The organism is Ensifer adhaerens (genome assembly GCF_001270265.1).
GTDB classification, from domain to species: Bacteria; Pseudomonadota; Alphaproteobacteria; order Rhizobiales; family Rhizobiaceae; genus Ensifer; species Ensifer adhaerens_B.
Genome location: NZ_LGAP01000012.1, coordinates 68,365 through 92,536, shown reverse-complemented (window position 1 = coordinate 92,536; position 24,172 = coordinate 68,365). Strand labels below are relative to the sequence as shown.

General features: G+C 60.2%; 27 protein-coding genes and 1 pseudogene. 10 read left to right on the top strand and 18 right to left on the bottom strand.

What is annotated here, in order from left to right:
- The first annotated feature begins 19 nt into the window (after positions 1 to 19).
- The 5 genes from AC244_RS18520 to AC244_RS18500 all read left to right on the top strand — a co-directional run bounded on the left by AC244_RS18520 (position 20) and on the right by AC244_RS18500 (position 6,681).
- Positions 20 to 976, top strand: coding sequence for a carbohydrate ABC transporter permease (locus AC244_RS18520; protein ID WP_053250292.1), 957 nt, complete (start codon positions 20 to 22; stop codon positions 974 to 976).
- Positions 969 to 1,781: a carbohydrate ABC transporter permease gene (locus tag AC244_RS18515; RefSeq protein WP_053250291.1), complete on the top strand. Its 813-nt coding sequence runs from the start codon at positions 969 to 971 to the stop codon at positions 1,779 to 1,781. Before AC244_RS18520 ends, AC244_RS18515 begins: the two co-directional genes overlap by 8 nt.
- Positions 1,782 to 1,784: 3 nt before the next feature.
- On the top strand, positions 1,785 to 3,491 hold the full coding sequence (locus tag AC244_RS18510) for an amylo-alpha-1,6-glucosidase (protein ID WP_053250290.1): 1,707 nt from the start codon (positions 1,785 to 1,787) through the stop codon (positions 3,489 to 3,491).
- 14 nt (positions 3,492 to 3,505) lie between these two features.
- Positions 3,506 to 4,540 carry a LacI family DNA-binding transcriptional regulator gene (locus AC244_RS18505; protein ID WP_053250289.1) on the top strand — a complete coding sequence of 345 codons (1,035 nt, stop codon included), beginning with the start codon at positions 3,506 to 3,508 and terminating at the stop codon, positions 4,538 to 4,540.
- Between the two features lie 128 nt (positions 4,541 to 4,668).
- The gene (locus AC244_RS18500) at positions 4,669 to 6,681 is read left to right on the top strand and encodes a beta-galactosidase (protein ID WP_053250364.1); all 2,013 of its coding nucleotides are present in this window, start codon (positions 4,669 to 4,671) and stop codon (positions 6,679 to 6,681) included.
- Between the two features lie 45 nt (positions 6,682 to 6,726).
- Here AC244_RS18500 and AC244_RS18495 read toward each other — a convergent pair whose 3' ends face one another.
- Positions 6,727 to 7,221 carry an SRPBCC family protein gene (locus AC244_RS18495; RefSeq protein ID WP_053250288.1) on the bottom strand — a complete coding sequence of 165 codons (495 nt, stop codon included), beginning with the start codon at positions 7,219 to 7,221 and terminating at the stop codon, positions 6,727 to 6,729.
- 1 nt (position 7,222) lies between these two features.
- Positions 7,223 to 7,606 (bottom strand): ArsR/SmtB family transcription factor, encoded by a 384-nt coding sequence (locus AC244_RS18490; protein WP_053250287.1) that lies wholly within the window; start codon positions 7,604 to 7,606, stop codon positions 7,223 to 7,225.
- A 107-nt stretch (positions 7,607 to 7,713) separates the two neighbouring features.
- Here AC244_RS18490 and AC244_RS38875 point away from each other — a divergent pair.
- A pseudogene (locus AC244_RS38875) lies at positions 7,714 to 7,884 on the top strand (hypothetical protein); the annotation flags it as partial.
- On the opposite strand, the gene pcaF reads toward AC244_RS38875, so the two are convergent.
- From pcaF to AC244_RS18475, 3 genes are read right to left on the bottom strand one after another with little or no spacing between them, the layout of a single operon-like run.
- Positions 7,881 to 9,086, bottom strand: a complete 1,206-nt coding sequence (gene pcaF / locus AC244_RS18485) for a 3-oxoadipyl-CoA thiolase (protein ID WP_053250286.1) — start codon at positions 9,084 to 9,086, stop codon at positions 7,881 to 7,883. The pseudogene AC244_RS38875 and the gene pcaF overlap by 4 nt on opposite strands.
- On the bottom strand, positions 9,087 to 9,869 hold the full coding sequence (locus tag AC244_RS18480; RefSeq protein ID WP_053250363.1) for a CoA-transferase subunit beta: 783 nt from the start codon (positions 9,867 to 9,869) through the stop codon (positions 9,087 to 9,089).
- 10 nt (positions 9,870 to 9,879) lie between these two features.
- Positions 9,880 to 10,740 (bottom strand): CoA transferase subunit A, encoded by an 861-nt coding sequence (locus AC244_RS18475; protein ID WP_053250285.1) that lies wholly within the window; start codon positions 10,738 to 10,740, stop codon positions 9,880 to 9,882.
- Between the two features lie 240 nt (positions 10,741 to 10,980).
- On the opposite strand from AC244_RS18475, the gene AC244_RS18470 reads away from it, so the two are divergent.
- Entirely contained in the window at positions 10,981 to 11,736 is a 756-nt protein-coding gene (locus tag AC244_RS18470; protein ID WP_053250284.1) for an IclR family transcriptional regulator, read from the top strand.
- Between the two features lie 72 nt (positions 11,737 to 11,808).
- Positions 11,809 to 12,471 (top strand): sulfite oxidase-like oxidoreductase, encoded by a 663-nt coding sequence (locus tag AC244_RS18465; protein WP_053250283.1) that lies wholly within the window; start codon positions 11,809 to 11,811, stop codon positions 12,469 to 12,471.
- Between the two features lie 80 nt (positions 12,472 to 12,551).
- Here the strand turns inward: AC244_RS18465 and AC244_RS18460 are convergent, their stop codons facing one another.
- The 5 genes from AC244_RS18460 to AC244_RS18445 form a co-directional block, all read right to left on the bottom strand.
- Entirely contained in the window at positions 12,552 to 12,755 is a 204-nt protein-coding gene (locus AC244_RS18460; RefSeq protein WP_053250282.1) for a hypothetical protein, read from the bottom strand.
- 424 nt (positions 12,756 to 13,179) lie between these two features.
- Positions 13,180 to 13,641, bottom strand: coding sequence for an acyl-CoA thioesterase (locus tag AC244_RS18455; RefSeq protein WP_053250362.1), 462 nt, complete (start codon positions 13,639 to 13,641; stop codon positions 13,180 to 13,182).
- A 196-nt stretch (positions 13,642 to 13,837) separates the two neighbouring features.
- Positions 13,838 to 14,116 carry a GNAT family N-acetyltransferase gene (locus AC244_RS18450; protein ID WP_053250281.1) on the bottom strand — a complete coding sequence of 93 codons (279 nt, stop codon included), beginning with the start codon at positions 14,114 to 14,116 and terminating at the stop codon, positions 13,838 to 13,840.
- 52 nt (positions 14,117 to 14,168) lie between these two features.
- On the bottom strand, positions 14,169 to 14,327 hold the full coding sequence (locus AC244_RS36560; protein ID WP_152976007.1) for a type II toxin-antitoxin system VapB family antitoxin: 159 nt from the start codon (positions 14,325 to 14,327) through the stop codon (positions 14,169 to 14,171).
- Positions 14,328 to 14,403: 76 nt separating this feature from the next.
- Positions 14,404 to 14,703 (bottom strand): hypothetical protein, encoded by a 300-nt coding sequence (locus AC244_RS18445; protein ID WP_234716973.1) that lies wholly within the window; start codon positions 14,701 to 14,703, stop codon positions 14,404 to 14,406.
- Between the two features lie 336 nt (positions 14,704 to 15,039).
- Here AC244_RS18445 and AC244_RS18440 point away from each other — a divergent pair, with 336 nt between their 5' ends.
- Positions 15,040 to 15,627: a TetR/AcrR family transcriptional regulator gene (locus tag AC244_RS18440; protein WP_053250280.1), complete on the top strand. Its 588-nt coding sequence runs from the start codon at positions 15,040 to 15,042 to the stop codon at positions 15,625 to 15,627.
- Between the two features lie 77 nt (positions 15,628 to 15,704).
- On the opposite strand, the gene AC244_RS18435 is transcribed toward AC244_RS18440, so the two are convergent.
- Positions 15,705 to 16,256: a Crp/Fnr family transcriptional regulator gene (locus AC244_RS18435; RefSeq protein ID WP_234716972.1), complete on the bottom strand. Its 552-nt coding sequence runs from the start codon at positions 16,254 to 16,256 to the stop codon at positions 15,705 to 15,707.
- Between the two features lie 70 nt (positions 16,257 to 16,326).
- Between AC244_RS18435 and AC244_RS18430 the strand changes: the two genes are divergently transcribed.
- Positions 16,327 to 16,845 (top strand): hypothetical protein, encoded by a 519-nt coding sequence (locus AC244_RS18430; RefSeq protein ID WP_053250279.1) that lies wholly within the window; start codon positions 16,327 to 16,329, stop codon positions 16,843 to 16,845.
- A gap of 157 nt (positions 16,846 to 17,002) precedes the next feature.
- On the opposite strand, the gene AC244_RS18425 is transcribed toward AC244_RS18430, so the two are convergent.
- From AC244_RS18425 to AC244_RS38180, 7 genes are all read right to left on the bottom strand, one after another.
- Complete coding sequence (locus AC244_RS18425; protein ID WP_053250278.1) at positions 17,003 to 18,217, bottom strand: acyltransferase family protein; 1,215 nt, start codon at positions 18,215 to 18,217, stop codon at positions 17,003 to 17,005.
- Between the two features lie 581 nt (positions 18,218 to 18,798).
- Complete coding sequence (locus tag AC244_RS18420; RefSeq protein ID WP_053250277.1) at positions 18,799 to 20,154, bottom strand: adenylate/guanylate cyclase domain-containing protein; 1,356 nt, start codon at positions 20,152 to 20,154, stop codon at positions 18,799 to 18,801.
- Positions 20,155 to 20,272: 118 nt separating this feature from the next.
- Positions 20,273 to 20,557, bottom strand: coding sequence for a copper-binding protein (locus AC244_RS18415; RefSeq protein WP_053250276.1), 285 nt, complete (start codon positions 20,555 to 20,557; stop codon positions 20,273 to 20,275).
- Positions 20,558 to 20,580: 23 nt separating this feature from the next.
- Complete coding sequence (locus AC244_RS18410; RefSeq protein WP_053250360.1) at positions 20,581 to 21,060, bottom strand: plastocyanin/azurin family copper-binding protein; 480 nt, start codon at positions 21,058 to 21,060, stop codon at positions 20,581 to 20,583.
- A 39-nt stretch (positions 21,061 to 21,099) separates the two neighbouring features.
- The gene (locus tag AC244_RS18405) at positions 21,100 to 22,449 is read right to left on the bottom strand and encodes a multicopper oxidase family protein (RefSeq protein WP_053250275.1); all 1,350 of its coding nucleotides are present in this window, start codon (positions 22,447 to 22,449) and stop codon (positions 21,100 to 21,102) included.
- Positions 22,450 to 22,463: 14 nt separating this feature from the next.
- Complete coding sequence (locus AC244_RS18400; protein ID WP_053250274.1) at positions 22,464 to 23,867, bottom strand: TolC family protein; 1,404 nt, start codon at positions 23,865 to 23,867, stop codon at positions 22,464 to 22,466.
- Positions 23,864 to 24,091 carry a hypothetical protein gene (locus tag AC244_RS38180; protein WP_082366910.1) on the bottom strand — a complete coding sequence of 76 codons (228 nt, stop codon included), beginning with the start codon at positions 24,089 to 24,091 and terminating at the stop codon, positions 23,864 to 23,866. The genes AC244_RS18400 and AC244_RS38180 overlap by 4 nt, the downstream gene beginning before the upstream one ends.
- Positions 24,092 to 24,172: the final 81 nt, after the last annotated feature.

The window sequence follows — 24,172 nt, the reverse complement described above, 5'->3', positions numbered from 1 at the left end:
GCGAAGGGAGTACAGGGAGATGGATATGACCTATGCCGGGGCAGAGGCCAAGGTGGCAAGGCGCAAGCGCTCTGCCATCGCGCGCTATGCAGCGCCCTATCTGTTCATCTCCCCGTGGATCCTCGGGTTCCTGTTCTTCACGCTCGGTCCGCTCGTCTTCTCGCTGACGATGAGCTTCTACGACTGGCCCGTGGTCGGGGAGCGGACTTTCGTCGGTCTCGACAACTACCGTTCGATGCTGTTCGACGATCCGCAGTTCTGGGAGAGCCTCTGGATCACGGTGAAGTTCGCGGCGATCTATGTGCCGTTCAACATCATCATGTCGTTCCTGCTGGCGCTGATGCTGCACAACATCACCTTTGCCAGCGGTTTCTTCCGCACCGCCTTCTATCTGCCGAGCGTCATTTCCGGCGTCGCCCTGGTGACGATCTGGAGCTGGATCTACAGCAAGGAATACGGTCTCCTGAACTTCATGCTGTCGCTCGTCGGCATCGACGGGCCGAACTGGCTCGGCGACCCGAACCTGGCGATCGTCGCGATCATCATCGCCAGCCTCTGGGGCCTCGGCGGCACCATGCTGATCCTTCTGACGGGCCTCAAAGCCATTCCGAAGGAGCTTTACGAGGCGGCGACCGTGTCGGGCGTTCCCGGATGGGCGCAGATGCTGTTCATCACCCTGCCGATGCTCGGGCCGATGCTGCTCTTCACCTTCATCACCTCGATCATCTCGGCCTTCCAGCAGTTGACCATCGCGTTGCTTCTGACCAAGGGCGGCCCGCTCGGCTCCACCTATTTCTTTGCCATGTATATCTACGACAACGCCTTCAAATATTTCGACATGGGTTATGCCGCCGCGGGCTCCTGGGTGATGTTCATCATCGTTTTGGCTCTCAGCCTCGGCGTCATGCGCTGGTCGGCCGCCTGGGTCTACTACGAAGGCGAAGTCCGCCAGAACGATGGAGAAGGCCATGCGTAAGACGCTGCTCTATTCCGCGCTGATCCTGCTCTCGGCGTTGTTCATCGCGCCGTTCTACTGGACCTTCATGACGGCGATCAAAAACACCGCCGATCTCTACCAGTTCCCGCCGGTCTTCTGGCCGTCGGAATGGCATTGGGAGAACTTTGCCGCCGCCTGGAACAAGCAGCCCTTCGGCACCTATCTGACCAACTCGGTCATCGTCGTCGTGTTTTCGACTATCGGGCAGCTGATCTCGAGTTCACTCGTTGCCTATGGCTTTGCCCGCTTCCGTTTCCCCGGCCGCGACCCGTTGTTCATCGTGCTTTTGGCCACCATGATGATCCCCTGGGACGTCAAGATGATTCCGCTCTACATGGAATTCAACATGCTGGGCTGGATCAACACGTTGAAGCCGCTGATCGTGCCGGCCTATTTCGCCGACGCCTTCTTTGTCTTCCTGCTCCGCCAGTACATCATGACCGTGCCTATGGAGATCGACGAAGCGGCGCGCATGGACGGCGCCAACGCTTTCGACATCTATTGGCGCATCCATCTGCCGCTGATGATGCCGGCTCTGGTGCTGGTCGGCACCTTCCACTTCATGAATGCGTGGAACGACTATCTCGGGCCGTTGATCTTCCTCAACGACCAGTCGAAATACACGCTGACGCTCGGGCTTTCGATGTTCAAGGGCCTGCATGAAGTCGACGTCACTTCGATCGCGGCGATCACGGTGATCCTCTGCCTGCCGCCGCTGGCGCTCTTCTTCATCGCCCAGCGCTACATCATGGACGGCGCGGTCGGCTCGTCGGTGAAGGGATAAACGATGCTGTTCGATATCGATCATATCCCGTTCAGCCGAAGGGGGCGGTTTCTGACGCTTTCGATGATGAAGGTGCCGGGTGGTGACGGCGCGCGTGCTGCCCTTTATCTGCGCTTTGTTGCCGGCGGTGACGAGCGGCCCTCGCTTGGCCGCCTCTGCCGTGTCGAGTTCCTCGACGCTTCGGGCAAGCCGGCTGAGGCGACCTTCGACTTGGCGCCGGAGCGCCTGATTGCCCACCTCGATACGGGATCGCTGACCTTCGTCATCGGCGAGGGTGAGCGGCTGCATGTCAACGGCGAAAACGCCGGTGTGCGCTTCCATCTCGAAGGGTCGCGCTACGACTATGTCTATCGCACGCCAACCGGCGACGATTGCCTCGTGGCGGCCGTCGAAAACGTCAAGTTCATCCCCCGCGCAGTGTCGGGCGCCCTTGAAGTGTCGGGCGCCTGGCAGCGCGACCACTCGGCTGACGTCTCCTTCGCCTTCACGGGCACAGGCGTTTTCGAGGGCAATGTCGACTTCTTCCGCACCCTACCGCCGACAACGCCGCTTGAGAGTTTCGCAGAGGCACTTTCCGGCGTCGCGGCCGAGTTCGAGCAGTGGCACGGCAATGTACCGAGGGGGGCGCACGGACAGGACGAGGCGCATCGGCTGGCGAGCTATCTGCTGTGGGCCAACGGCGTACCAACAGGCGGTCAGCTGACACGGCCGGCGATCTATATGTCCAAGAACCACATGATCAACATCTGGAGCTGGGACAACGCCTTTTCAGCATTGGGTGTGGCGGCCATTGATGCCGAACTCGCCTTCGATCAGTTCGCGGCGATTTTCGACCACCAGGACGCTTCCGGTCTGCTGCCCGATTACATCAACGATCGCGACGTGCTCTTCGCATTCACCAAACCGCCGGTGCACGGCTGGGCCGTGTCGCTGATTGCGGCAAGGCACCCGGATTTCCTCACAGTGGAGCGCAAGACTTACTTGCGCGATGCGATCGCCAGGCAGGTCGATTATTGGCTGACCTACGCACGCACGGACGCAACGTCACTGCCGAGCTATTTCCACGGCAACGACAGCGGCTGGGACAATGCGACCTTCTTTGCCGAAGGCGGTCCGGTGATCTCCCCCGATCTGCCGGTGTTCTTGATCCTTGCCTGCGAGACGCTTGCGACCTTGCTTGAGAGCGATCCCGAGCGCGCGGCGGAATGGAACGCCAAGGCGGACGCTTTGCTGGCGCTGCTGTTTAAGCGTCTGTGGACCGGCGAGACTTTCGGCGCACGGCTTGCTGGTGAACCGGATCGTGTTCTACCTGGCGAAAATCTGATCCAGTTCATGCCGCTGCTGCTCGGCACGCGCCTGCCGAGTGAAATGCGCGAAAAGCTTGTTGCCCGTCTTGCCTCTGGCGGCTTCATCACCGCGTGGGGGCCGGCGACGGAAAGCCCGAAAAGTTCGTTCTATGAGGACGACGGCTATTGGCGCGGACCGATCTGGGCGCCAACGACATTGCTCCTTTGGGATGGCCTTCGCCGGCAAGGGGAGATTGAGCTGACGCGCGAAATCGCGGAAAAGTTCTGTTCACTTGCCAGCAAAAGCGGTATGGCCGAAAACTTCGATGCGCGGTCGGGGAGGGGCCTTCGCGATCGGGCGTTCGCCTGGACATCCGCAGTCTATCTCCTGCTGGCGGCATCGCTCAGCGACGACAACCCGTGACGAGCCGAAACGCCATGCAGAGACCGACGATCAAGACCATTGCGCAGGAAACAGGGCTGTCGATTGCCACCGTTTCGAAGGCCCTGAAGCATTCGCCTCAGGTTCGCCCGGAGACGCGCGCGATTGTGATCGAGGCGGCAGAGCGCGTCGGCTACGAGTTGAACATGCATGGCGTGCAATTGCGCACCGGCAAGACCTACCAGGTCGCGGCGATCATGACGGCGCCGGGCCCGAAGCAGAACGAGTGGGAAGGCGTGGAATACGCCCAACTCTTGAGCGGCATTTCCTGGGCGCTGGAAGACAGCCCCTACCGTGTCTCGCTCTATGCCGTCAGGAATTTCGAGGAAAGCCAGGCGATCATTAAGCAGATCGTCTCGCTCAAGAAGGCCGACGGCATCATCATCTCGGGCACGCGCGCCGACGATCCGCGCATCCGCACGATGCAGGCGGCGGACTTTCCCTTCGTCACCTATGGCACGAGCGTGCACAACGCGCCGCATGCCTATGTCGATGCCGACAACGAGCAGATGATCCGCGTTTCGATGGCGAGACTGGTCGAGCGCGGCCACCGCCGCATCGCGCTTCTCAACCCATTGTCGGATCTGAGCTACGGCATAACCCGGTTTGAAAGCTACAGGCGCGCGCTCGAAGTCGCCGGCCTGCCCTTCGATCCGGCTCTGGTCGCGCATGGGCGGCTGACGCCGGCCTTCGGGCGGGAAAACGTGCTGACCATGTCGGATCTTTCCAATCCGCCGACTGCCTATATCTGCGCCAATGAGGCATCCGCGCTCGGCGCCTTCTCGGGCTTCCACGAGCGCGGCCTCGTGCACGGCCGCGATGCCGTCATCAACGCCACCGACGATCTGAACGTCAGCCAGTACTTCGCGCCGCCGATCACCACCTACTACCTGCCGATCAGCGAGCCGAGCAGCTTGCTCGGAACCTACATCCTGCGCCGGATGGAGGGCGAGCCGCCGGAGGCGCTGCAGACGCTTCTGATGCCGAAGCTGATCGAGCGCTGCGACGACCGCCTGACCCCGAAACGCTGAAGACGAAGACCGACCCGACGACCAAACGACTGCGCCCGGTGATATAAACGTTTATATCCCGGAGGGCGCTCGCATCGAAGACGAAGTGCCGGGTGAAACCGGCCAAGAGCATGACGAAGGACCCGATCTTGCATATGCCCCTGACGAGACCGAACCGTTTCAACCCCGACCAGCAGGAGACCGACATGCTCGAACTCGGCGTCTGCTATTACCCGGAGCAATGGCCGCGCGAGAAATGGGAAGAGGACGCTCGCCGTATGGTCGAACTCGGCCTGACTTGGGTGCGCATCGGTGAATTCGCTTGGGCGAAGATCGAGCCGAGGTCGGGTGAGTTTCATTGGGAGTGGCTCGACGATGCGATCGACGTGCTCGGCAGTGCTGGTCTGAAGGTCATTCTCGGCACGCCGACCGCCGCACCGCCGAAGTGGCTGATCGATCGCCACCCCGACATCCTGCCGGTCGACGTCAAGGGCGTGGTGCGCAAGTTCGGCGCTCGGCGCCATTATTGCTTCTCCAGCCGCACCTACCATGCCGAGGCCGCACGGATCTGCGAGGCCATGGCCGAACGCTACGGCAAGAACGCCTTCGTCCATGCCTGGCAGACGGACAACGAATATGGCGACCACGATACGATCTACAGCTATTCCACCGAAGCCGAGCGGGCGTTTCGCCTGTGGCTCGCCGAGCGCTACGGCACGACGGACGAGCTGAACCGCGCCTGGGGCACTTCCTTCTGGGCAATGAACTACAACAGCTTCGACGAAGTGGAACTGCCGAACAATCTCGTCGAGGAGCCGAGCCCGACGCATATCGTCGACTTCATCCGCTTTTCGTCCGACCAGGTGAAGAGCTTCAACAAGGCGCAGGTCGACATCATCCGCAAGCATTCGCCGGGCCGTCCGGTGACGCACAATTTCATGTCGCAGAACACCGACTTCGACCACTACAAGGTCGGCGAAGACATCGACATCGCATCCTGGGACGTTTACCCGATGGGCGGGCTGTTGAACGGCCGCCTTTCTCCGGAGGACAAGGGACGTTACCTGCGTGTGGGCGACCCGGACCAGCCGGCCTTCAACCACGATCTCTACCGCGCCGTCGGCCGCGGACGCGTCTGGGTGATGGAACAGCAGCCGGGTCCGGTCAATTGGGCGGCGCACAACCAATCGCCGGCCGATGGCATGGTGCGGCTTTGGACGTGGCTTGCCTATGCGCATGGCGTCGACATGGTCTCCTATTTCCGCTGGCGGCAGGTGCCGTTTGCGCAGGAGCAGTTCCATGCCGGCCTCTTGCTTCCCAACAGCGAGCCCGACCAAGGCTATCTCGAAGTGGCGCAGGTCGCAGAAGAGATGAAGCGGCTACCGAAGGGCGAGGCCCGCGCCAGGGCCAAGGTCGCGATCCTGCTCGACTACAACTCACGCTGGGCGACGCGCGCCCTGCCGCAGGGTCGGACCTATTCGGCCTCGGCGACGGCGCTCGACTGGTACTCGACGGTCTCGCGCCTCGGCGTCGATGTCGATTTCATCGGCCAGCATTCCGACCTCGACGGCTACCAGCTGGTGCTGGCGCCGGATCTGGTCATCGCCAACCAGGCCTTCGTCGAAAAGCTGGCGAGGTCTGAGGCCAAGGTGTTGTTCGGACCGCGCAGCGGCAGCAAGACCGAGGACATGCACATTCCTGAAGGGTTACCGCCCGGCCCGCTCGCGGCCCTCATCGACATCAGTGTCGCTCGCGTCGAGTCGCTGCCGGAATTCCATGGCGAGACGGTGCTTTACGGCAACGAGACCTATCCGGCCGGCATCTGGCGGGAGACCGTGCGCACGAGCGAGACGGTGCTGGCGACCTTCGAAGGAGAATACCGCAACGGCGCGCCGGCACTCGTCGGTAACGACAAGGCCCGCTACATGGCGGCGGCTGCCCGTGGTGAGCTGCTCAAAAAGGTGATCAATGACGCACTGGGCTGGGCTTCGGTCGAGGCGCTCGCCGATCTCGGCGACCTGCGCATCACCCGCCGCGGCAAGCTCAACTTCGCCTTCAACTACGGCAAGGTGCCGGCTGAAGTGCCGGCTGGCGCTGGTGCTGTCTTCCATGTTGGTGCACGCAAGCTCGGTCCCGTCGACGTGGCCGTCTGGACAGACTGAGAATTGGGCCGTGGGCGGATCATTCCGCCCATGGTCCTTGCCTGACTATTTAGCAAATTCGGAGGTGAGAATTCCTTCGAGGCGGTCATAGCCTATGGCAATGCCGCTCTCCATCGGCGACTTCAGCACGGCATCGCGCGTCTCCGTCGAGGAGTAGACGACGGCCGTCGTCACCGTGGTGCGCCCGCCGTCCTCGACGAAGTGCGTGGTCACCAGCGTCTGACCACCGGTCCAGTCCTCGTCAAAGAGCTCTTCATGCACGATCCGGTCCGGCGCATCGATCTCGCGATAGGTACCACCCATGCCCATCTCGGTGCCTTCGGTGTTCTTCCAGACGTAACGGAAGGTTCCGCCGGGTCTCAGGTCGATCTCGCAGACGGGCAGGGACCAGCCGTCAGGGCCGGTCAGCCAGCGCTTGACGAGAGCCGGTTTGGTGAAGGCGTCGAAAACCAGCCGGCGCGGGGCGTCAAACGTGCGAACGATGCGAATCTCCCGATCGCCGTGGGCTGTGACGACAAGTTTGTTGGCTGCAGCAGTCATATCAGTCCTCCTTCGTGGTGAAATCGTTGGGTTGCACGGACGACACCTGTGACGCGGCATCGGCCTTCAGTTCCTCAAGCAGCGTGTCGAGCCGGGAAAAATTCGCTTCCCACAGCTTGCGATATTCCTCCAGCCAGTCGGTTGCCTCAGTGAGTGGGTCGATCTCGATACGGCAGGGTCGACGCTGCGCAGCCCGACTGCGCGAAACCAGTCCGGCGCGCTCCAGAACCTTCAGGTGCTTCGACACCGCCGGCTGGCTCATGGCGAAGGGTTCGGCAAGCTCGAGGACCGACGCCTCGCCCAGTGCCAAACGGGCAAGGATGGCCCGTCGTGTCGGGTCCGCGAGAGCTGCAAAGGTGGCGTCAAGGCGTTCGGATGGGGTCATTTATATAACCAAATAGTTTTAGAACTATTTGGTTATCTTATAATGCCTTATGAGAGTCAATACGCAACCCGGGAACGTGAGGGCACAGGTCCCGCCTATGGCAGGCCAGGTACATATCAGGTGCTGGCGAACGGTTCGGGATGTGGATGTCGAAACAGCGGAACAGCTTCCGCTTCTTCGTGACGATCCTATTGCTGCTGATCGTCGCGGCGCCGCTGAAGGAAAGGTCGTGTGAAGGGAAAGGGGAGCCGTCATCGAACGGCTCCCGGTCTGCCTAGACGCGCTCGAGAGCTATTGCGATGCCCTGGCCGACGCCGATGCACATGGTGGAAAGTGCGTAGCGCCCACCGGTTTCCGAAAGCTCAAGCGCCGCTGTTCCGGTGATCCGGGCGCCGGACATGCCGAGCGGGTGACCGAGCGCAATGGCGCCGCCGTTACGGTTGACGCGGCCATCGTCGTCGGCAATGCCGAGATCGCGCAGTGTCGCCAGCCCCTGCGAGGCAAAGGCCTCGTTGAGCTCGATGACATCAAACTGCTCCTGCGTGAGACCCAGACGCGCCATTAGCTTCTTCGATGCCGGGGCCGGGCCAAAACCCATGATGCGCGGTGCAACGCCAGCGGTGGCACCGCCGAGGATACGGGCGATCGGCCTGAGGCCGTATCTTTTGGCCGCCGCCTCGGAAGCGATGATCAGTGCAGCTGCGCCATCGTTGACGCCGGATGCATTGCCGGCGGTGACCGTGCCGCCTTCTCGTCTGAAGGGCGTGCCGAGCTTGGCAAGCGCCTCCATCGTCGTGGCGCGAGGATGCTCGTCTCTCTCGACGACTGTCGGGTCGCCCTTGCGCTGCGGGATGGTGACGGCGACGATCTCCTTTGCGAGGCGACCGTTGCTCTGGCCGGCCGCTGCCTTCGCCTGGCTGCGCAGCGCAAAGGCATCCTGGTCTTCGCGGTTTACCTTGAAGTCTTCGGCGACGTTTTCGCCGGTCTCCGGCATGGAATCGACGCCATATTGCTTCTTCATCAGCGGGTTGACGAAACGCCAGCCGATAGTGGTGTCATAAATCTCGGCGTTGCGCGAAAAGGCGCTTTCCGCTTTCGGCATCACGAAGGGCGCCCGCGACATGCTTTCCACGCCGCCGGCAATCATCAGCTCGGCTTCGCCCGCTTTGATGGCGCGCGCGGCCGTGATGACGGCATCCATGCCTGAACCGCAGAGGCGATTGATGGTAGTGCCCGTTACGCTTGCCGGCAGCCCAGCCAGAAGCAGCGACATGCGTGCGACGTTGCGGTTGTCTTCGCCAGCCTGATTGGCGCAGCCGAAGATGACGTCATCGACCGCTTCCCAATCGAGCGACCGGTTGCGGTCCATCAGCGCCTTCAGCGGGATTGCGCCGAGGTCGTCGGCCCTGACCGACGAGAGCGCGCCGCCGAAGCGACCGATCGGTGTGCGGATGTAATCGCAGATATAGGCATCGGCCATTTATGCGGCCTCCTTGTTGCCCTGGTGGGCCTTCTTTGTGCGGGCATTGATGTCGCGAAGCGTCGCCAGTTCGATCTCGGTCGGCACCGGCGTATCGATCACGTCTTCGGCGAACTTGATCGGCCAGCCGCAGTTGTCGACGATCTCATCGCGCGTCACGCCTTGGTGGATCGAAACGACCGTCAGCTCCTTGGTTACCGGATCGGGCTCCAGAATGCAGAGGTCGGTGATGATGCGGGTCGGCCCCTTGGTCTTCATGCCGAGGCGTTCGCGATGATCGCCGCCTTCGCCATGGCCCATCGAGGTGATGAAGGGTAGTTTTTCGACGAAGCCGCGTTTGGAAAGCGCCATGGTGATGAAGATGCGGCCGCAATTCGACGCGATCTCGGGAGCGCCGCCGCCACCGGGCAGGCGGACCTTCGGATGGTCATAGGGACCGACGACCGTGGTGTTGAGGTTGGCGAATTTGTCGATCTGCGCGCCGCCGAGAAACCCGGTGGTGATGCGGCCGCCCTGCAGCCAGTAGCGAAACATCTCCGGCACGGAGACGGTGAAGAGTGCGGTATCGCAAAGCTCGCCGTCGCCGATCGACAGCGGCAGCACGTCCGGCTTGGTGCCGACGGTTCCGCTTTCGTAGATCAGGGTGATATCGGGCGCGTGTGTCAGCCGCGCCACGTTGCAGGCGGCCGATGGCGCGCCGATGCCGACAAAGCAGACGTCGTCGTTGGAAAGCTCGCGCGAGGCCGCGATGGTCATCATCTCGTTGGGGGTGAAATCGGTCATCATCGCCTCCTCAAGCGGCCTTCGCCGGCTTCTTGCCAGCGTGTCGTGCAAAGTCTTCAGGGCTCGCCTCGAGCACGTTCTCCTTGATCCAGGCCGTAAAGCTGTCGCGGTCGCGGGCGATTTCATCCCAGCCGATGTAGAAGGCATTCGAGCGTGGATAGTAGCCGTGGGCGTAGGAGGGGAAGGCGCCGCCCGGTACATGCGAGACCGCGGTTACAGCCCAGGTGGGCAGGACAACCGAGTTGGGCGACGGTGGCGCAAGCTCGTCGACGATTTCCTCGACGGTGACGATCGAACGCCTGGCCGCAAGCACCGCCTCCTTCTGCACGCCGACGATGCCTTCGAGCAGCACATTGCCCTTCCGGTCGGCCCGCTGGGCATGGATGATGGTGACGTCGGGCCGGATCGCCGGAACGGCGGCAAGCACTTCTGAGGTAAACGGGCAGGTGACCTGCTTGATGTTCGGGTTCACCTTCGGCAGGTCGGCGCCGATATAGCCGCGCAACATCGCGAACGGCAGATTGGCGGCACCAGCCTCGTAGGCATTGGCCATGGCCGCATGGGAATGTTCTTCGATTTCCAGCGGGCGCGGCCACTGATTTTCGACCGCATCGCGGAAGCGGTGCAGGGAGCCGACACCCGGATTGCCGCCCCAGGAGAATTTCATGCCGCGGGCAGCGCCGACGCCGATCAGCTGATCATAGAGAATGTCGGGGGTCATGCGTACGAGAAACAGGTCCTTGCGACCCTGGCGGATCACCTCGTGTCCAGCGGCATAGGGGATCAGGTGGGTGAACCCCTCCATGGCAACGGTGTCGCCATCCCTGACATTGTCGCCGATTGCCTCGGCGAGTGAAACGATCTTCGCCATGTTTCCTCTCTTCTGTTCTAAGTGCTGCCGCCAATTCGGCGGGCGCTTGATTGTCTGCCGGCGGATGGAAAGAGCTGTCGCGGTCCCCCTCGCTGGACCATCGGCCGGTCAGTGACGCTCTCTTGCCTGCAATGGCACGAAATAGGCTCTCAAAAAGACGAAGCGTCAAACACTTTGTGCGTTATTTGACATTTGTTCATATATCGCACAAACTGCTCGCTGATAGATTGAGGATGAACCATGAGAGAAACCGATTTTGTCAGCGGTTTTGCCCGCGGGTTGACCGTCATCGAGGCATTTGGCGAGACGCAGCAGAAGTTGACGATCACCGAGGCGGCAAAGATCACCGGACTGGACCGGGCGACCGTACGCCGTTCGCTGCTGACGCTCTCGGAACTCGGCTATGCCGACTACGACGGAAAGTTCTTTTCGCTGACGCCGAAGATCCTGCGGCTCGGGCATGCCTATCTCTCCGCGACGCCCTTGCCGGCGATTGTCCAGCCCTATCTCGACCAGCTCTCGGAAAGGGCCGGACAGAGTGCCTCTGCCTCGGTGCTCGACGGCACGGAGATTGTCTACATCGCGCGTGCCTCGCAGAGGCGGGTGATGTCGATCAGCCTGATGCCGGGGTCGCGGCTTCCCGCCTATTGCGCCTCGATGGGGCGCGTGTGGCTCGCCGCCTTGCCGGAGCCGCAGGCGAGGGACGTGCTCGCCCGCTCCGACCTCAAGGCGAATACGCCTTACACGAGGACTGACACGGAAGAACTGATGGCCGAGATCGGCCGCGTGCGTCACCAAGGTTATGCCATCATCGACCAGGAGCTGGAAATCGGCCTTTGCTCCATCGCCGTTCCGCTTCAAAACGACCGCAACCAGATCGTGGCAGCACTCAATATCGGTGCGCCGGCGGCCCATGTGCCGGCTGCCGAAATGGTCGAGCGCTATCTGCCGCTCCTCAAGGAGACGCAGGCGGCTTTGCGGATCGTCCTGCGCTAGAGGCGATGCCCGTATCGATGCTTGACGGAAACCGCAACGGGTCTTCTAATCCGGGCAAACCGGAGCAGGACCATGACCGACGAAGAGCGCTCAACGGAAACCAAGCTGACGAAGACGAAACGGCGCTGGGCGGCTGATGGTAAGTTCCTCACCGGGCACGCTGCCCGGCCACAGGATGAACGTTTGCCGCCGGGCCAGCACCTCGTCAAGGATTGGCCGGTGCTGGACCTTGGCCAGCAGCCCGCGATCGGTGTGGAGCGCTGGCGTCTTGACGTGACCGGGCTCGTTGAACAGCGCCTGTCGCTGGACTGGGCTGCGTTCAAGGCCCTGCCGCAGAGCGACAGCCTCTCCGACATTCACTGCGTTACCACCTGGTCGCGTTACGACAACCGCTGGCAAGGGGTTCTGGCGCACGACCTGCTCGACATGGTCATGCCGAAACCGGAAGCGTCCCATGTCATGCTGACGAGTTACGATGGCTATACGACCAATCTGCCGCTTGCCGACTTTGCCTCGGAACACGCGATCCTTGCGACGGACTGGGAGGGGCAACCGATCAGCCGCACCCATGGCGGGCCGATGCGGCCTGTCGTGCCGCATCTCTATCTCTGGAAGAGCGCGAAATGGCTGACGCGCATCGATTTTCGGGCCGGCGACGAGGCCGGCTTCTGGGAGCGCAATGGTTACCACATGCGTGGCGACCCGTGGCTCGAGGAGCGCTACTCCGGCGACTGACGGTCGAGCGTTGTTCTCGGTCTAGCGAGGCGCCCATTGCGCTCCGCTATCCGCCGCAACCGGTGGCGAGGCAGTAGCCTCTACTTCATCAGATCCATATGCTGGTCGGCCCGGGCCTTGATCAAAGGGTCAAGGTCCGACTTGTAGGGCCCGTATTTCGTGAACATTTCGTAGGCCTCGAGCGGCGGAATGCCGGACGCCCGGATGAAATCCTCCAGATCGTACCGGACCTCGCCGTTGGCGACGCCCTCTGTATACTGAAGTCCGGTCTGCGATGTGGACATTTGAATCTCCTATATCTGGAGCCCGCAACGACGGTGTTGGTTTCCCGCGGCGGCAGGCGTTGCTAGGTGGCTTCGCTTGTTCACGAAAACGGCGCCAGATGCAGAACTCGGCGCGATGACTTTGAACGCGTCACTGTGGTCTTCAGAATGCGGTGGTGCGCTCTCGGCAAATATACGCGGGAACCACGCTGCAGAAGACGCCGAACATACACTAAGGGTTTCAACAGGCTTAAGGGGCCAAGCCTCCGCCTGCCCATGCGCAGGCTCTGAGGCGTGCCACTCCGTCTGGCATTCAACCTCGGCCGGCGAAAGATACACCATCAAGCTGCCAGCCCAAACACAGGAGTGGCCTTTGCGGGGGCATGTTTCAAAAAGTGATCTTGGATCCGACACAGGGCGAAACCGATAAGTGAGCACACGGCGGTCAGGATTCGGTGGGCGAGCCGGCGGCTTGAAAGCGGGCCTCGAACTCACGCCGCAAGTTTCTCCTGACCTCCGCCGCGCGCTGGCGTCGCTTTCGGATGCTGGTTACGGCATTGTACGGCGGAACATTGGTCGGACGCCCCTCGGCATCGACGGCAACCATGGTGAAATAGCAGGAGTTCGTGTGTCTGCGCTCTCCGGTCCGGATGTTTTCTGCTTCGACGCGGATCCCGACTTCCATAGAGGTTCGCCCGGCATGATTGATCGAGGCGCGAAAGGTCACCAGTTCCCCGACATGGATTGGCTGGCGAAAGACGACCTGGTCCACCGACAGGGTCACCGCATACTCCTGCGAATAGCGCGAGGCGCAGGAAAACGCGACGCGGTCGAGAAGATTGAGGAGGGCACCGCCGTGGACCTTGCCGCTGAAGTTGGCCATGTCGGGCGTCATCAAGACGACCATTTCAAGCTCGCTGGTGTCATGCCCCGCTTCCACGGCAACTCCCTCTCAGATGATCGCAGCCCTTCTGGACCGATGCGCGCGCGACGATGCCAGCATTCCAAGCCATGGTCCAGCGGTGAGTGAGGCGTCCGGCTCAATCGGCGACCGCGGGACTGAAGTTGGCCAAGCGAAGGCGGCGGGCCAGCATGGTGGAGACCTAACCGTCGAGCATGGCGCTATATTCCGGATGTTTTGCCGCGAAGGCGGCCATAAACGGGCATTTGGCGATAATGCGAGCTTGCCTTTGGCGGAGCGTCTCGAAGATCCCACGGGCCAGCCGTGTGCCGATACCCTGTCCGGAAAGCGCCTGCGGAACCTCCGTATGGGTCAGGACGATCCTGCCGTCCTCCTTGCGATAATAGGCAACAGCTATCTCGCCGCCGATGGCAAGCTCGAAGCGTGATGCCGCGACATTGTCGGTAATGGTGTCGTTCATTGTCTCGCTCCGAGCGTTCTTTTCGCTGACTGTCACGTGGGGCGGTTCTCGCTCAATTCTGCGTGCGGCTCTTTTGTTGGCACAGTTCGCTGCCGTAACGCTCGAGTGCGCTCTCTACAAGTTTGCTCATGGCCATGCCGGTCCGGTGTGCCAAGGCGTGCGCCAACTCCTTGGCCTTGGCGCTGCGAATGGACAATTGAGGTTCGGACATCTTCGCGCCGCGCCCTGTTTCACGAGTAAGATAGCAAGGAAGCCATCCGAGATGGCTCACTATCGATACTTGAAACCTATCGATAGTGAATGGGATAAAATTGGCGCCTCTGGATGACGAGGACCCAACAGTGCCTGAACAGGCCCCATGTGGTGCCCAGCGATTGGATGAGTCCTGTCATCAACGAGGCGAAGATCAAAGGCAGGATGACCGAACGCGCGATCACGTCCATCGCGACATAGACGCTTGTCATCGTTTGAGTATCCTCGCTGGCAAGTCCCGCCACCGCGAGCGCAAGGAAGCCTGCGACCGCGCCAAGGGAGCCCACTGACGTGGCGATGAGCGCGACCTTGCGGACGAGGGGCGTCATCATCATCGCGGGTCACCTGCCGGAGGCGTCTGGCTCTCCGTATCAGCAGGTGATAGGTGGCGGCCAGGTCCGTGGGGTCCTCCGATGCCGAATACCATCAGAACGGCGGCGAGCAGAATCAGCAGGCCGAGGATCGTTCCGGCAATTTTTACCCAGCGTGGGGGGCCAGGGTAGGGGGATTGGGCAGCCATTTTCAACTTATCGACGCTTGTTGTCTTGAGTTCCGCAATCGCCAAAATGAACATTGTGTCTGATAACAGACACGATGTTCACTCATGTCAACGAACAAGCGGCCGGGAATGCCCGATCCTGGACGGCGCCCCGATTTGTCCGGGAACAGTGATGAAAACGACCGAGCATACAATCGATCGTCGCGTTGCTCGCACCCGGGCAGCGCTGCATCAGGCCCTGATCTCCCTGATCCTGAAAAAGGGCTACGGCTCGATCACGGTGGACGAAATCTGCGAGGCCGCGAATGTCGGCCGGTCAACATTCTATCTGCACTTCACGAGCAAAGATGATTTGAAGCAGAGCGGCCTGAGCCACTTGCGCAGGCAACGCGTCGAGGCTGCGGCGCGCGCGGCCACGGGTGATCAGGGGACAGGGAGATTGAGCTTCAGCCTTGCGATGTTCGAACACGCCCGTGATCATCTCGATCTCTATCGGGCGCTTGCGGGCAGCCGTGGCGGCACTGTCGCGCTCGACACGATCCGCCAGATACTCTCCGAGCTGGTCCGTGCCGAACTCGAACCTGCCGCCGCGAGTTCGTCGGACGCCATGCCGAGAGAGTTCGTCGTTCAATACATCGTCGGTGCCTTCATGGCCGTCCTGACCTGGTGGTTGGATGGTGGTGCCAAGATGCCGCCCGAGCGGATCGATGCGATGTTCCGCCGTCTCGCATTCGACGGGGCGATTGCGAGGAACAGTTAGAAGCCGGATCCAGCGGCAGATTCATTTTATAGGCGTAAGGACCCAATGGGTGAACGACAGGTGCGGGAAACCTCGTGTTACCGTCCCCAGGACGACGTTCGGCGGAGCCGCGAAATCTCCCTGTACAGCGCTTCCGCCGAGACACCGATTTCGTCAGCCACCCCCCGCCACTGACCTTTGGGAGGAAGTTCACCGTCGTTCCAGGCGAGCCAGGCACTGAGGCGGGCTCCGACCGTTTTCAGGGTCGCGATCTCGGCGCGCTTCCTGGCGCTTTGAAGCTCCCGCGATAGATGCGCCATCCATTCCGCCGCGAAGGCGGCGTCGTGTTCGAGCAGCGACCGAACGTCGCCAATGGGCACAAGCAGCGCTTCCGTGGTCGTCGTCGCGACGGCGTCGCAATGATACCGCTCCGAAAACAGGGACGCCTCGGCCAATATAGTTTCCGACGTCGCTCGCTGCAAAATTGCCGGGTTTCCGTCCGCCTGGTAGCGGACGAGGTGCACGCACCCATTCGCGACAAGGAAAAGAACCCGTACCGGATCGCCTCCGTGGAACAGATGCTCGCGCTTTGCGAAGGACTTTCGAGCGACTGCCTTGGGAAGGAGGTGGGTAATGATCTTCGCGGACATGATAGCTATCATGTCGCCAGTGGTCATTGGTTGGCAAGCTGATGTTCCCCAAACAGCCAACTGGTGCGCCATGAAATCCCTGTTTTTTGTATCTCTCGCCGTCCTTCTGCCTTTGCCCGCCGTCGCGGGGGGAGGACACGATCACAGCTCGCCCTATGCCGGACAGCAGACGCGCGAAATAAAAAGTCTGTCCTCCGAAGACGTCGCCAAACTGGAGAAAGGAGAAGGCTGGGGGCTTGCGAAAGCGGCCGAACTGAACGGCATTCCGGGGCCTTCGCATGTTCTGAAGATGAAGCGCGAGCTGGGGCTGACTTCTGATCAGGAGGCCTTGGCTGAAGGCATATTCGAGAAGATGGAACACCAAGCCATCGTCGAGGGGAGAAAGCTCGTGGCCGCGGAACTGGCGCTGGACATCGGCTTTCGTTCACGCTCGATCGACCTGCCCGATCTTAGAGAGCGTCTTCACGGGATCGAAACGAGTCGGGCAAACCTGCGCTACATCCATCTCGCAGCGCATCTGGAGATGATCCGGGTGTTGGATGAGCGCCAGATCAAGCAGTACAATGAATTACGGGGATACGAGCAATAGAGGCGATCAGTGTCGCCCTGAAGGCAAAGGTCGGTCTTGGAGCCCGACCTTGCACCGAAAGTTCCGTTCAGTTCTGTTCGCCACCAACATTTGGCGTGAAAATCGTGGAGTTGCACGACAAGGTCAGCTTCGCGTGAAGCTGAAGCTGACAGTCAGGTCATTTTCTCGGAGAGAGAAGACGATCCCGGAGCAAGAGGAAAGACCTCTCCACGCAGAACCAGAGCACGGTTGCCGCCGCAAAGCTGGTCACCAGATAAACCATGAAGCCGAAACCGCCCTGAAGGTTCTCTTCCCCGAAGACAAGCCTGGCGACATGGAAGACCGACTTGTGGGTCAGATACAGGCTGTACGACAAGGTGGCGACGATCACGGCACCTGGAACCGGCCACCGTCTCATGACCTGCTCAAGGTCGAGCATAGCGCCGAGAATAAGAGCGATACCGATCGAGATTAGCGGGAATCCGGCAACCGTACCAAGCTGCGCCTGAAAGACAAGAAACAGATTTGTGCCCGCAAGCGGCCCGCGAATAGAGAACAGCACAAGCGCGGCTACGACGAGAGCAACACCGACGGGCAGGGCAACGCGCGGAGGTGCGTAACGCTTGTAGAGCTCGGGCTTGAAGAACCGCGCCGCGGCAAGGATCACGCCGAACATCAGGCCATCCAGGCGCGTGTATGTCGGATAGTAGACATCTCTCAGATAGACGGCGAAGGCCTCTCTCAGTTTGCCAGCATCGACCAGGACCCCAACCTGGCTCTCCCAGATCGTGTAGCGCAGAACCAGTCCGGCAATTAATATCGAACCTGTAAGGAGAAGCATCCAACCCGTGCTGATCCGACGATGCAAGAGCAAGACGAGTAGCGGCAGAACCAGGTAGAAATGCTCCTCGACACAAAGCGACCATGCCTGCGAAAAGGCTCGGCCTACGCGCGGGTCAAAGTCGAAGTTCACAGTGAAGGTCGCAAAGCTCAAGAACGATTGCATCGTCGGGGCGTCCCGAAGCACGGGGAAAATCGCATAGAGACCAAGAACAACGAAGAACGCCGGGAAGATGCGGAAGGCGCGGCGGAGATAGAAGGATTTGAGGTCTACACTTCCGGTGCGCGAGACCTCCTTGAAGAGCTGAGTTCCGATCAGGAACCCGCTCAGAACAAAGAAAATGTCGACTCCTAGCCACGCATAGGTACGGACACCAACTAGCGTGGCCGGCGTCGCCTCGACGGGCAGATGCACCAGCATAACGAGAAGGATCGCCAGCGATCGGAGAACATCAGGGCCGACCGCCCTGGATTGCACCTTCTCTATCTTCTCAGAGGAGAAACTTCGCGCTGACGGAAAATAGGCAGAATCCGAATGGGCAATAGCATTCATTGCGACGATCCACGGCTGTGTCTGATGGGTTTGGGACACGTCAGGGACGTGTTAATGAAAGTTTTAGCCTTCTTTGTTCAGACCGAAATAGGCAGATTGAGATCGATAAAATTAAGCTAAATTTTTCGTAAACTCTGACGTGTCGCAACTCTCGAGGGGACAGTTCGCCGCCCGGCTTCATCCAACCATCGCGACATTACGTTTGGCACGTACTGAATAGTACCCTGCAAAAACTCCAATACCCTGCCGCCACGGAGGTGTTATCATGCTGCCTTCGCTGAACCATGGGAGGTGGGAATGCGTTGTCTTGTGCTCACCTTTGCAGTCGCAATGCTTGGCTGTTCGCTGGTGATGGCCACCGAACCCGTCATTTTCCATACGGCTCACTTTAACGACGATACGATCGTCAGCCTCAGTCTCGTCACCAATGGCGTTGCCGGGCGCGTGGGCTATGACTACGACGTCACCATATCGCTCTCGCAGACGCATCCGGCAACCGGGGCTAGCTATCGAGACCCGGGCAAACATAAGGCGCTGGTCAAATGCGGTGAGCCTGCCAGGGTCCACGTGAGAGGCATAGATTATCCGATCCCGACGTCCGGCGCTGCAAATGGCGCGGATTGGAAGGACGATCTCTGGAGGGCCGTCTGCACACCACCTGTCTCGTAGGTTTCTTCCGAGGGGACAGTGCGACGCGCTTCGTGCTGCAAATACCAGATATCAATCGGCAACCGCCGTCCAGGAAGCGCCACTTCACTCTGTGCCATCCAAAGCGCCGGAGGAACAGGTTTACGCAACTGGTTGACCAGCGCCGACGAGATCACAAGTGGAGAATTTAAAGCCTTCGTAAGCGCCTCAAGACGCTGCGCGACATTTACCGCGTCCCCTATGACTGTGAATTCGCTATGGCATCCACTGTCCAGGACGCCGCCGACGACGGTGCCATAGTGCAATCCTATGCCCGCGTTGAGGGCAGGATGGCCGTCTACTCGACTCTGGTGCTTCCAATCGCTCAACGCATCGACGAGGTCGAGAGCGCACGCGAGTGCCCGATCCGCGTCATCTTCCATTGGTGTAGGTTGGCCGAACACCGCCATGACGCCATCGCCGATAAATTTGTCAACTGTCCCGCCGTGCGCGAAAATGGTTCCGGAAACCAGATGGCGGTATTGCGCCAGCACTGTCGCCAATTCGCGGGCGGGGGCCGTCTCGGCAAAACTGGTGAAGTCACGCAGATCGACAAACATGATCACAGCATTGCGACGTTCGAGTTCGAGGGCCGAGCTTCCTTCCTGAAGGTCGGCGACGACAAGCGGTGAGAAGAATCGCGAAAGATTGAGACGTCGCCTGTCTGCCAACAGAGCCTCCTTCCGCGTTCGGTCGTGATCTTTGGCAAGCAGATAGATTGCAAAGGCGGTGAAGCCATAGCTCACCGTCAAACCCAGGTCCTGATTGAAAAAGGAAGCGACAAACGAAACTGCGTCCGCCGTGTGGTGTCTGGCTGCGGTAACTGCCAGCATCCCGATCCAGGCAACAAGGACGATGCAGGAAAAGACAAGGACCAGCCGACGGTCAAGCTTCAGACCAACGTGATTGAGGAGAATAAATGCGACCACGAGGCTGGTCGTGGTCACGTTGTGGTTCTCGGTAACTGGGCCACCAAGAATATGAGCGTAGAGGAGCAACGCGACCAGCGGCGCGTCCAGAACGACAAACAGCGTTTTCAGCCAGGACCGGCCCGGCAGGAAGCGGGCACTCGCCACAGATGCGATGCTGATGACCAAATAGCAAATGACGACCGCTAAATGTGTGCCTTCGGCCCCTTCGTCGCCGCCTAGCAAGAGATTGGCGAGAAGGATGGTGAAGGCGACGAACCGCAGAAGGATTGAACGGATTTCCCGCTCGAAGTCCCAGTCAGCGCTGAGTGAGGACGTCATGTTCTTCTCTGAACGAACGGATCGGTTTCGCAACTTCACGGTCAGCCGAGTCCGCTTGCTCTCGCTGCCATGAGGAAGAAAGCGCGGTCAAACTGGAGGCCGCGCCCTCATTTGTTGGTTACTTGACCTGTGTGACGGTCAGCTTTCCGTTAACGCGCTCGGCGATGAACTCAACGCTCGCACCTTCCTTGAGCTTGTCCATCAGCGTGTCGTCCTGGACGCGGAAGACCATCGTCATCGCTGGCATTTCAAGATCTTTCAGTTCTTCATGAATGAGCGTGACTTTTTTCGCCTTCACGTCCAGTTTCTTAACAGTTCCTTTGGTGAACTCCGCCGCGAATGCCCCGTATGCAGTACCAAGGGCGAGCGCGGAGGCCAGCGCAATTTTGATGATCGTTCTCATTGTTTAGTTCCTTTCAAACTTGATTACTTGGCCGCGACACTAACGTCGCCGTGCATCCCGGCGTCGTAGTGGCCGGGTACCAGGCACGCGATCTTGAACGTGCCGTCATTCGTGAACTTCCAGATGATTTCGCCCGACTTTCCTGCAGCAAGTCGGATGGCGTTCGGATCGTCGTGTTCCATGTCCGGAAATTTCTCCATCACGGCTTTGTGCTCCATGATCTTGTCTTCCTGATCGAGCACGAATTCATGATCGAGTTCGCCAGCGTTCTGAATGGCGAACCGGACAGTCTGCCCCTTCCGAACCTTGAAGGTAGATGGCGTAAAGATCATCTTGCCGTCGTCGGTCTCCTTCATGGTGACACGGATCGTCTGCGTGGCCTTCGCCTTAACGCCTGGCTCGCCGACAGCCATCGCCTCACCGTGTCCGCCCGCATGCGAGCCCGAGGCCAATGCCGGGGAGCCGAGGGCAGCAATGAGCATTCCGAAAATTGCAGCTTTCATGGTGTATTCCTTCGTTTGATTGGAGTTCGGCATGCGGGATCACCCGTGGTTCTTATGCTTCGGTGTGATCTGGGTCTTCGCGTCTTTGGCCTTGGTCGTGTCGGGAAGATCGCCCGTCCACTCCCAGGCCTGGGTTCCGGGTGGGTTTTCGTACCAACCAGGATCGGAGTAATCGTCCGCGTTGATCCCTTCGCGGACTTTGACAACGGAAAACATGCCGCCCATCTCGATCGGACCATGCGGCCCCCAGCCGGTCATCATCGGGATGGTGTTGTCGGGAAGCGGCATTTCCATTTCGCCCATGTCGGCCATGCCTGCGGTGCCCATCGGCATGTACTCAGGGCGGAGCTTTCTGATCTTCTCGGCGACTTCTTTCTTATCGACACCGATGAAGGTCGGGATATCGTGGCCCATCGCATTCATCGTGTGGTGCGACTTGTGGCAGTGGATCGCCCAGTCACCGACGTATTTGGCATCGAACTCGTAGGCCCGCATGGCACCGACGGGAATGTCGATCGAGACTTCCGGCCAACGCGCCTCGGGGCGGACCCAGCCGCCGTCCGTGCAGGTCACCTCGAAATCGTAGCCGTGCATGTGAATTGGGTGGTTGGTCATGGTGAGGTTGCCGACCCGCACCCGCACCCGATCGTTCTTTGAAACAACAAGTGGACTGATGTCGGGGAAGATGCGGCTGTTCCAGCACCACATGTTGAAATCCGTCATTTCCATAATGCGCGGAACGTATGAGCCGGGGTCGATGTCATAGGCGTTGAGCAGGAACACGAAGTCCCGATCGACCGGCATGAACTTCGGGTCCTTCGGATGAATGACGAAGAAGCCCATCATGCCCATCGCCATCTGAACCATTTCGTCGGAGTGCGGGTGGTACATAAAGGTCCCGGACTTCACGAGATCGAACTCGTAGACGAAGGTCTTGCCAACCGGGATGTGTGGTTGCGACAGGCCGCCAACGCCGTCCATACCCGACGGAAGGATCATGCCGTGCCAATGGATGGTGGTGTGCTCCGGCAGTTTGTTGGTGACGAAGATACGGACCCGGTCGCCTTCGACGGCCTCGATCGTGGGGCCAGGCGATTGGCCGTTGTAACCCCAAAGGTAGGCGGTCATGCCGTCTGCCATTTCCCGTTCCACCGGTTCGGCGACCAGGTGGAACTCCTTGACACCATTGTTCATCCGGTGCGGCAGCGTCCAACCATTAAGTGTGACGACTGGCGTATAGTCTGGCCCTGAGCTGGGCCGGACAGGTGTTTGGGTCTCTGCCGTTTCCATGACGGCAGCTTCGGGGAGCCCCATGTTCGAGGTTTTTGCCCAGGCGGCGGTCGAAACGAGCGCGGCGCTTGCGCCGAGTATTTGTCTTCTGTTGAACATTGTCCGTTCCTCTCTCAATGACCGCCAGCGCCGCTTTCGGCGGCTGCCGCGACTTCAGTTCCGCCGGAAGCAGATCCTTGGCCACCGCCGTAGATGGCGGGGGCGAGATTGGCTTCGGCTAACCAGAACTCACGCTTTGCATTGACCGCGAGGATGATCGAGTTAATCTTCTCTCGGCTGTCGGCGAGCAATTCGAAGGTGTTAGTGATCATACCGCTATAGGTAAGGAGCGATTCTTCCTCGATCTTGGTTCGAAGAGGCACGACACTGTTGCGGTAATGGCGAGCGATGTCGTAGTTGGAGCGGTAGGCTTGATAGGCAGACCGTGCCTCGGAGCGGACGTTCACTGACTTCTCGGCAAGCAGATTAGCCGACCGCATGTAGGCCAACTCGGCCTTGCGCATTCGAGCTTTGCCCGTGTCAAAGATCGGAATGACGAATTCAAGTTCGGCCTGGCCCGTCGTCTTGCGCGTTACGTCACCGTCCTCTACTTCTCGTTCCGTCTCGAAACCTGCGAGAATTTCGAGATCAGTGACGTATCGCGTTGCTCCCGTCAGCTTGTAGGACTTCGCCGTTGCTTCGAGATCGAGCTTAGCCATTTGCAGATCGACACGGCGCTGCAACGCCTCGGCTTCAATGAGGTCGCGCTTCATCAAGCCATTCGGCAACTGAGGCAACCGGTTGGGCACCTGATAGTCTGTGTCGGCCCCCCAGAGCCCCATCAGCCGGGGCAATTCTTCCTTGGCGAGGCGGGCTGCAAGCCGCGCCTGGGCGGACTGGCCAGTCAACTCAGCATAGAACACGTGTTCCCGAGCTTGGGCTTCCTTTGTCATTGCGCCCGTCTCGCCAAGCTTTCCGGCAAGGTCAGATGCGGCGTCCGCCGCAGCCTGAGCCTGATTGAGCTGGGCCACGGTTTCCCAGGAACCAACGGCGTTGATCCAGGCGCGGCGCGTGTCGGCAATCTCGACATTGCGCTTATGCGTTGCCAGCGCCAGGATATTTGCTGCAATCATTCCCTCAACGGATTTGAATGCTTCAAGGGCAGGGGCACCGATGCCGTTGAATCCGACCGAGACCGTAGGATTGATCAGCATCGTTGATTGCCAGGCATCTGCCGATGAATCACCGAGATCGGCGTAAGCCGCCTGGAGCCCCTTGTTATTCAACAGGGCCACTTGAACGGCGGTTTCGACGTCGATGGTTTTCTTAGCCATCAACGTCTTCACGCGATCGGACACCACCTGAGCCTGTTGTTGGTTTTGAACCCAGACGGACTGTTTTCCGGTCGCCTCGGTGGTTTTCGCCTCGACAGACGAAAACCCTACATTGTTCGCCGCGTACTCGTTCGCAGATACACAACCGCCGAGAAGCAGCGGTAGCGCCAGAATTGCGGTCATCTTGAACTTGAATCCGGTCATGACGCGTCTCCTTCAGGAGCTTGCGCGTCATTCTGATTACGCCACGGCTTGGGGTCGACCGGAGCGCGGTGCGTGTAGCCCGTAACCGGACTGTGGTAGTGAACAGGGCGGACTTCGGCCGGGGAAGTGGCGAGGTTGCCCGAAGCAATAACGTCAGGAGGCAATGTGGCTGCGCATCCACTCAGGAAGAGCGGCAGGGCGGCCACCAAAAACATACGTCTCATGGTGTGATCCGGATAGGAGATTGCAGCGGCGTAGGGAGCAAATCACGCCCACAAACGCACGATTGACCCGTAAAAGGGTGT

Coding starts and splice junctions, on each gene's coding strand:
- AC244_RS18520 (WP_053250292.1), top strand. CDS start 20: ATGGATATGACCTATGCCGGGGCAGAGGCCAAGGTGGCAAGGCGCAAG.
- AC244_RS18515 (WP_053250291.1), top strand. CDS start 969: ATGCGTAAGACGCTGCTCTATTCCGCGCTGATCCTGCTCTCGGCGTTG.
- AC244_RS18510 (WP_053250290.1), top strand. CDS start 1,785: ATGCTGTTCGATATCGATCATATCCCGTTCAGCCGAAGGGGGCGGTTT.
- AC244_RS18505 (WP_053250289.1), top strand. CDS start 3,506: ATGCAGAGACCGACGATCAAGACCATTGCGCAGGAAACAGGGCTGTCG.
- AC244_RS18495 (WP_053250288.1), bottom strand. CDS start 7,221: ATGACTGCTGCAGCCAACAAACTTGTCGTCACAGCCCACGGCGATCGG.
- AC244_RS18490 (WP_053250287.1), bottom strand. CDS start 7,606: ATGACCCCATCCGAACGCCTTGACGCCACCTTTGCAGCTCTCGCGGAC.
- pcaF (WP_053250286.1), bottom strand. CDS start 9,086: ATGGCCGATGCCTATATCTGCGATTACATCCGCACACCGATCGGTCGC.
- AC244_RS18480 (WP_053250363.1), bottom strand. CDS start 9,869: ATGACCGATTTCACCCCCAACGAGATGATGACCATCGCGGCCTCGCGC.
- AC244_RS18475 (WP_053250285.1), bottom strand. CDS start 10,740: ATGGCGAAGATCGTTTCACTCGCCGAGGCAATCGGCGACAATGTCAGG.
- AC244_RS18470 (WP_053250284.1), top strand. CDS start 10,981: ATGAGAGAAACCGATTTTGTCAGCGGTTTTGCCCGCGGGTTGACCGTC.
- AC244_RS18465 (WP_053250283.1), top strand. CDS start 11,809: ATGACCGACGAAGAGCGCTCAACGGAAACCAAGCTGACGAAGACGAAA.
- AC244_RS18460 (WP_053250282.1), bottom strand. CDS start 12,755: ATGTCCACATCGCAGACCGGACTTCAGTATACAGAGGGCGTCGCCAAC.
- AC244_RS18455 (WP_053250362.1), bottom strand. CDS start 13,641: ATGGTCGTCTTGATGACGCCCGACATGGCCAACTTCAGCGGCAAGGTC.
- AC244_RS18450 (WP_053250281.1), bottom strand. CDS start 14,116: ATGAACGACACCATTACCGACAATGTCGCGGCATCACGCTTCGAGCTT.
- AC244_RS36560 (WP_152976007.1), bottom strand. CDS start 14,327: ATGTCCGAACCTCAATTGTCCATTCGCAGCGCCAAGGCCAAGGAGTTG.
- AC244_RS18445 (WP_234716973.1), bottom strand. CDS start 14,703: ATGATGATGACGCCCCTCGTCCGCAAGGTCGCGCTCATCGCCACGTCA.
- AC244_RS18440 (WP_053250280.1), top strand. CDS start 15,040: ATGAAAACGACCGAGCATACAATCGATCGTCGCGTTGCTCGCACCCGG.
- AC244_RS18435 (WP_234716972.1), bottom strand. CDS start 16,256: ATGTCCGCGAAGATCATTACCCACCTCCTTCCCAAGGCAGTCGCTCGA.
- AC244_RS18430 (WP_053250279.1), top strand. CDS start 16,327: ATGAAATCCCTGTTTTTTGTATCTCTCGCCGTCCTTCTGCCTTTGCCC.
- AC244_RS18425 (WP_053250278.1), bottom strand. CDS start 18,217: ATGAATGCTATTGCCCATTCGGATTCTGCCTATTTTCCGTCAGCGCGA.
- AC244_RS18420 (WP_053250277.1), bottom strand. CDS start 20,154: ATGACGTCCTCACTCAGCGCTGACTGGGACTTCGAGCGGGAAATCCGT.
- AC244_RS18415 (WP_053250276.1), bottom strand. CDS start 20,557: ATGAGAACGATCATCAAAATTGCGCTGGCCTCCGCGCTCGCCCTTGGT.
- AC244_RS18410 (WP_053250360.1), bottom strand. CDS start 21,060: ATGAAAGCTGCAATTTTCGGAATGCTCATTGCTGCCCTCGGCTCCCCG.
- AC244_RS18405 (WP_053250275.1), bottom strand. CDS start 22,449: ATGTTCAACAGAAGACAAATACTCGGCGCAAGCGCCGCGCTCGTTTCG.
- AC244_RS18400 (WP_053250274.1), bottom strand. CDS start 23,867: ATGACCGGATTCAAGTTCAAGATGACCGCAATTCTGGCGCTACCGCTG.
- AC244_RS38180 (WP_082366910.1), bottom strand. CDS start 24,091: ATGAGACGTATGTTTTTGGTGGCCGCCCTGCCGCTCTTCCTGAGTGGA.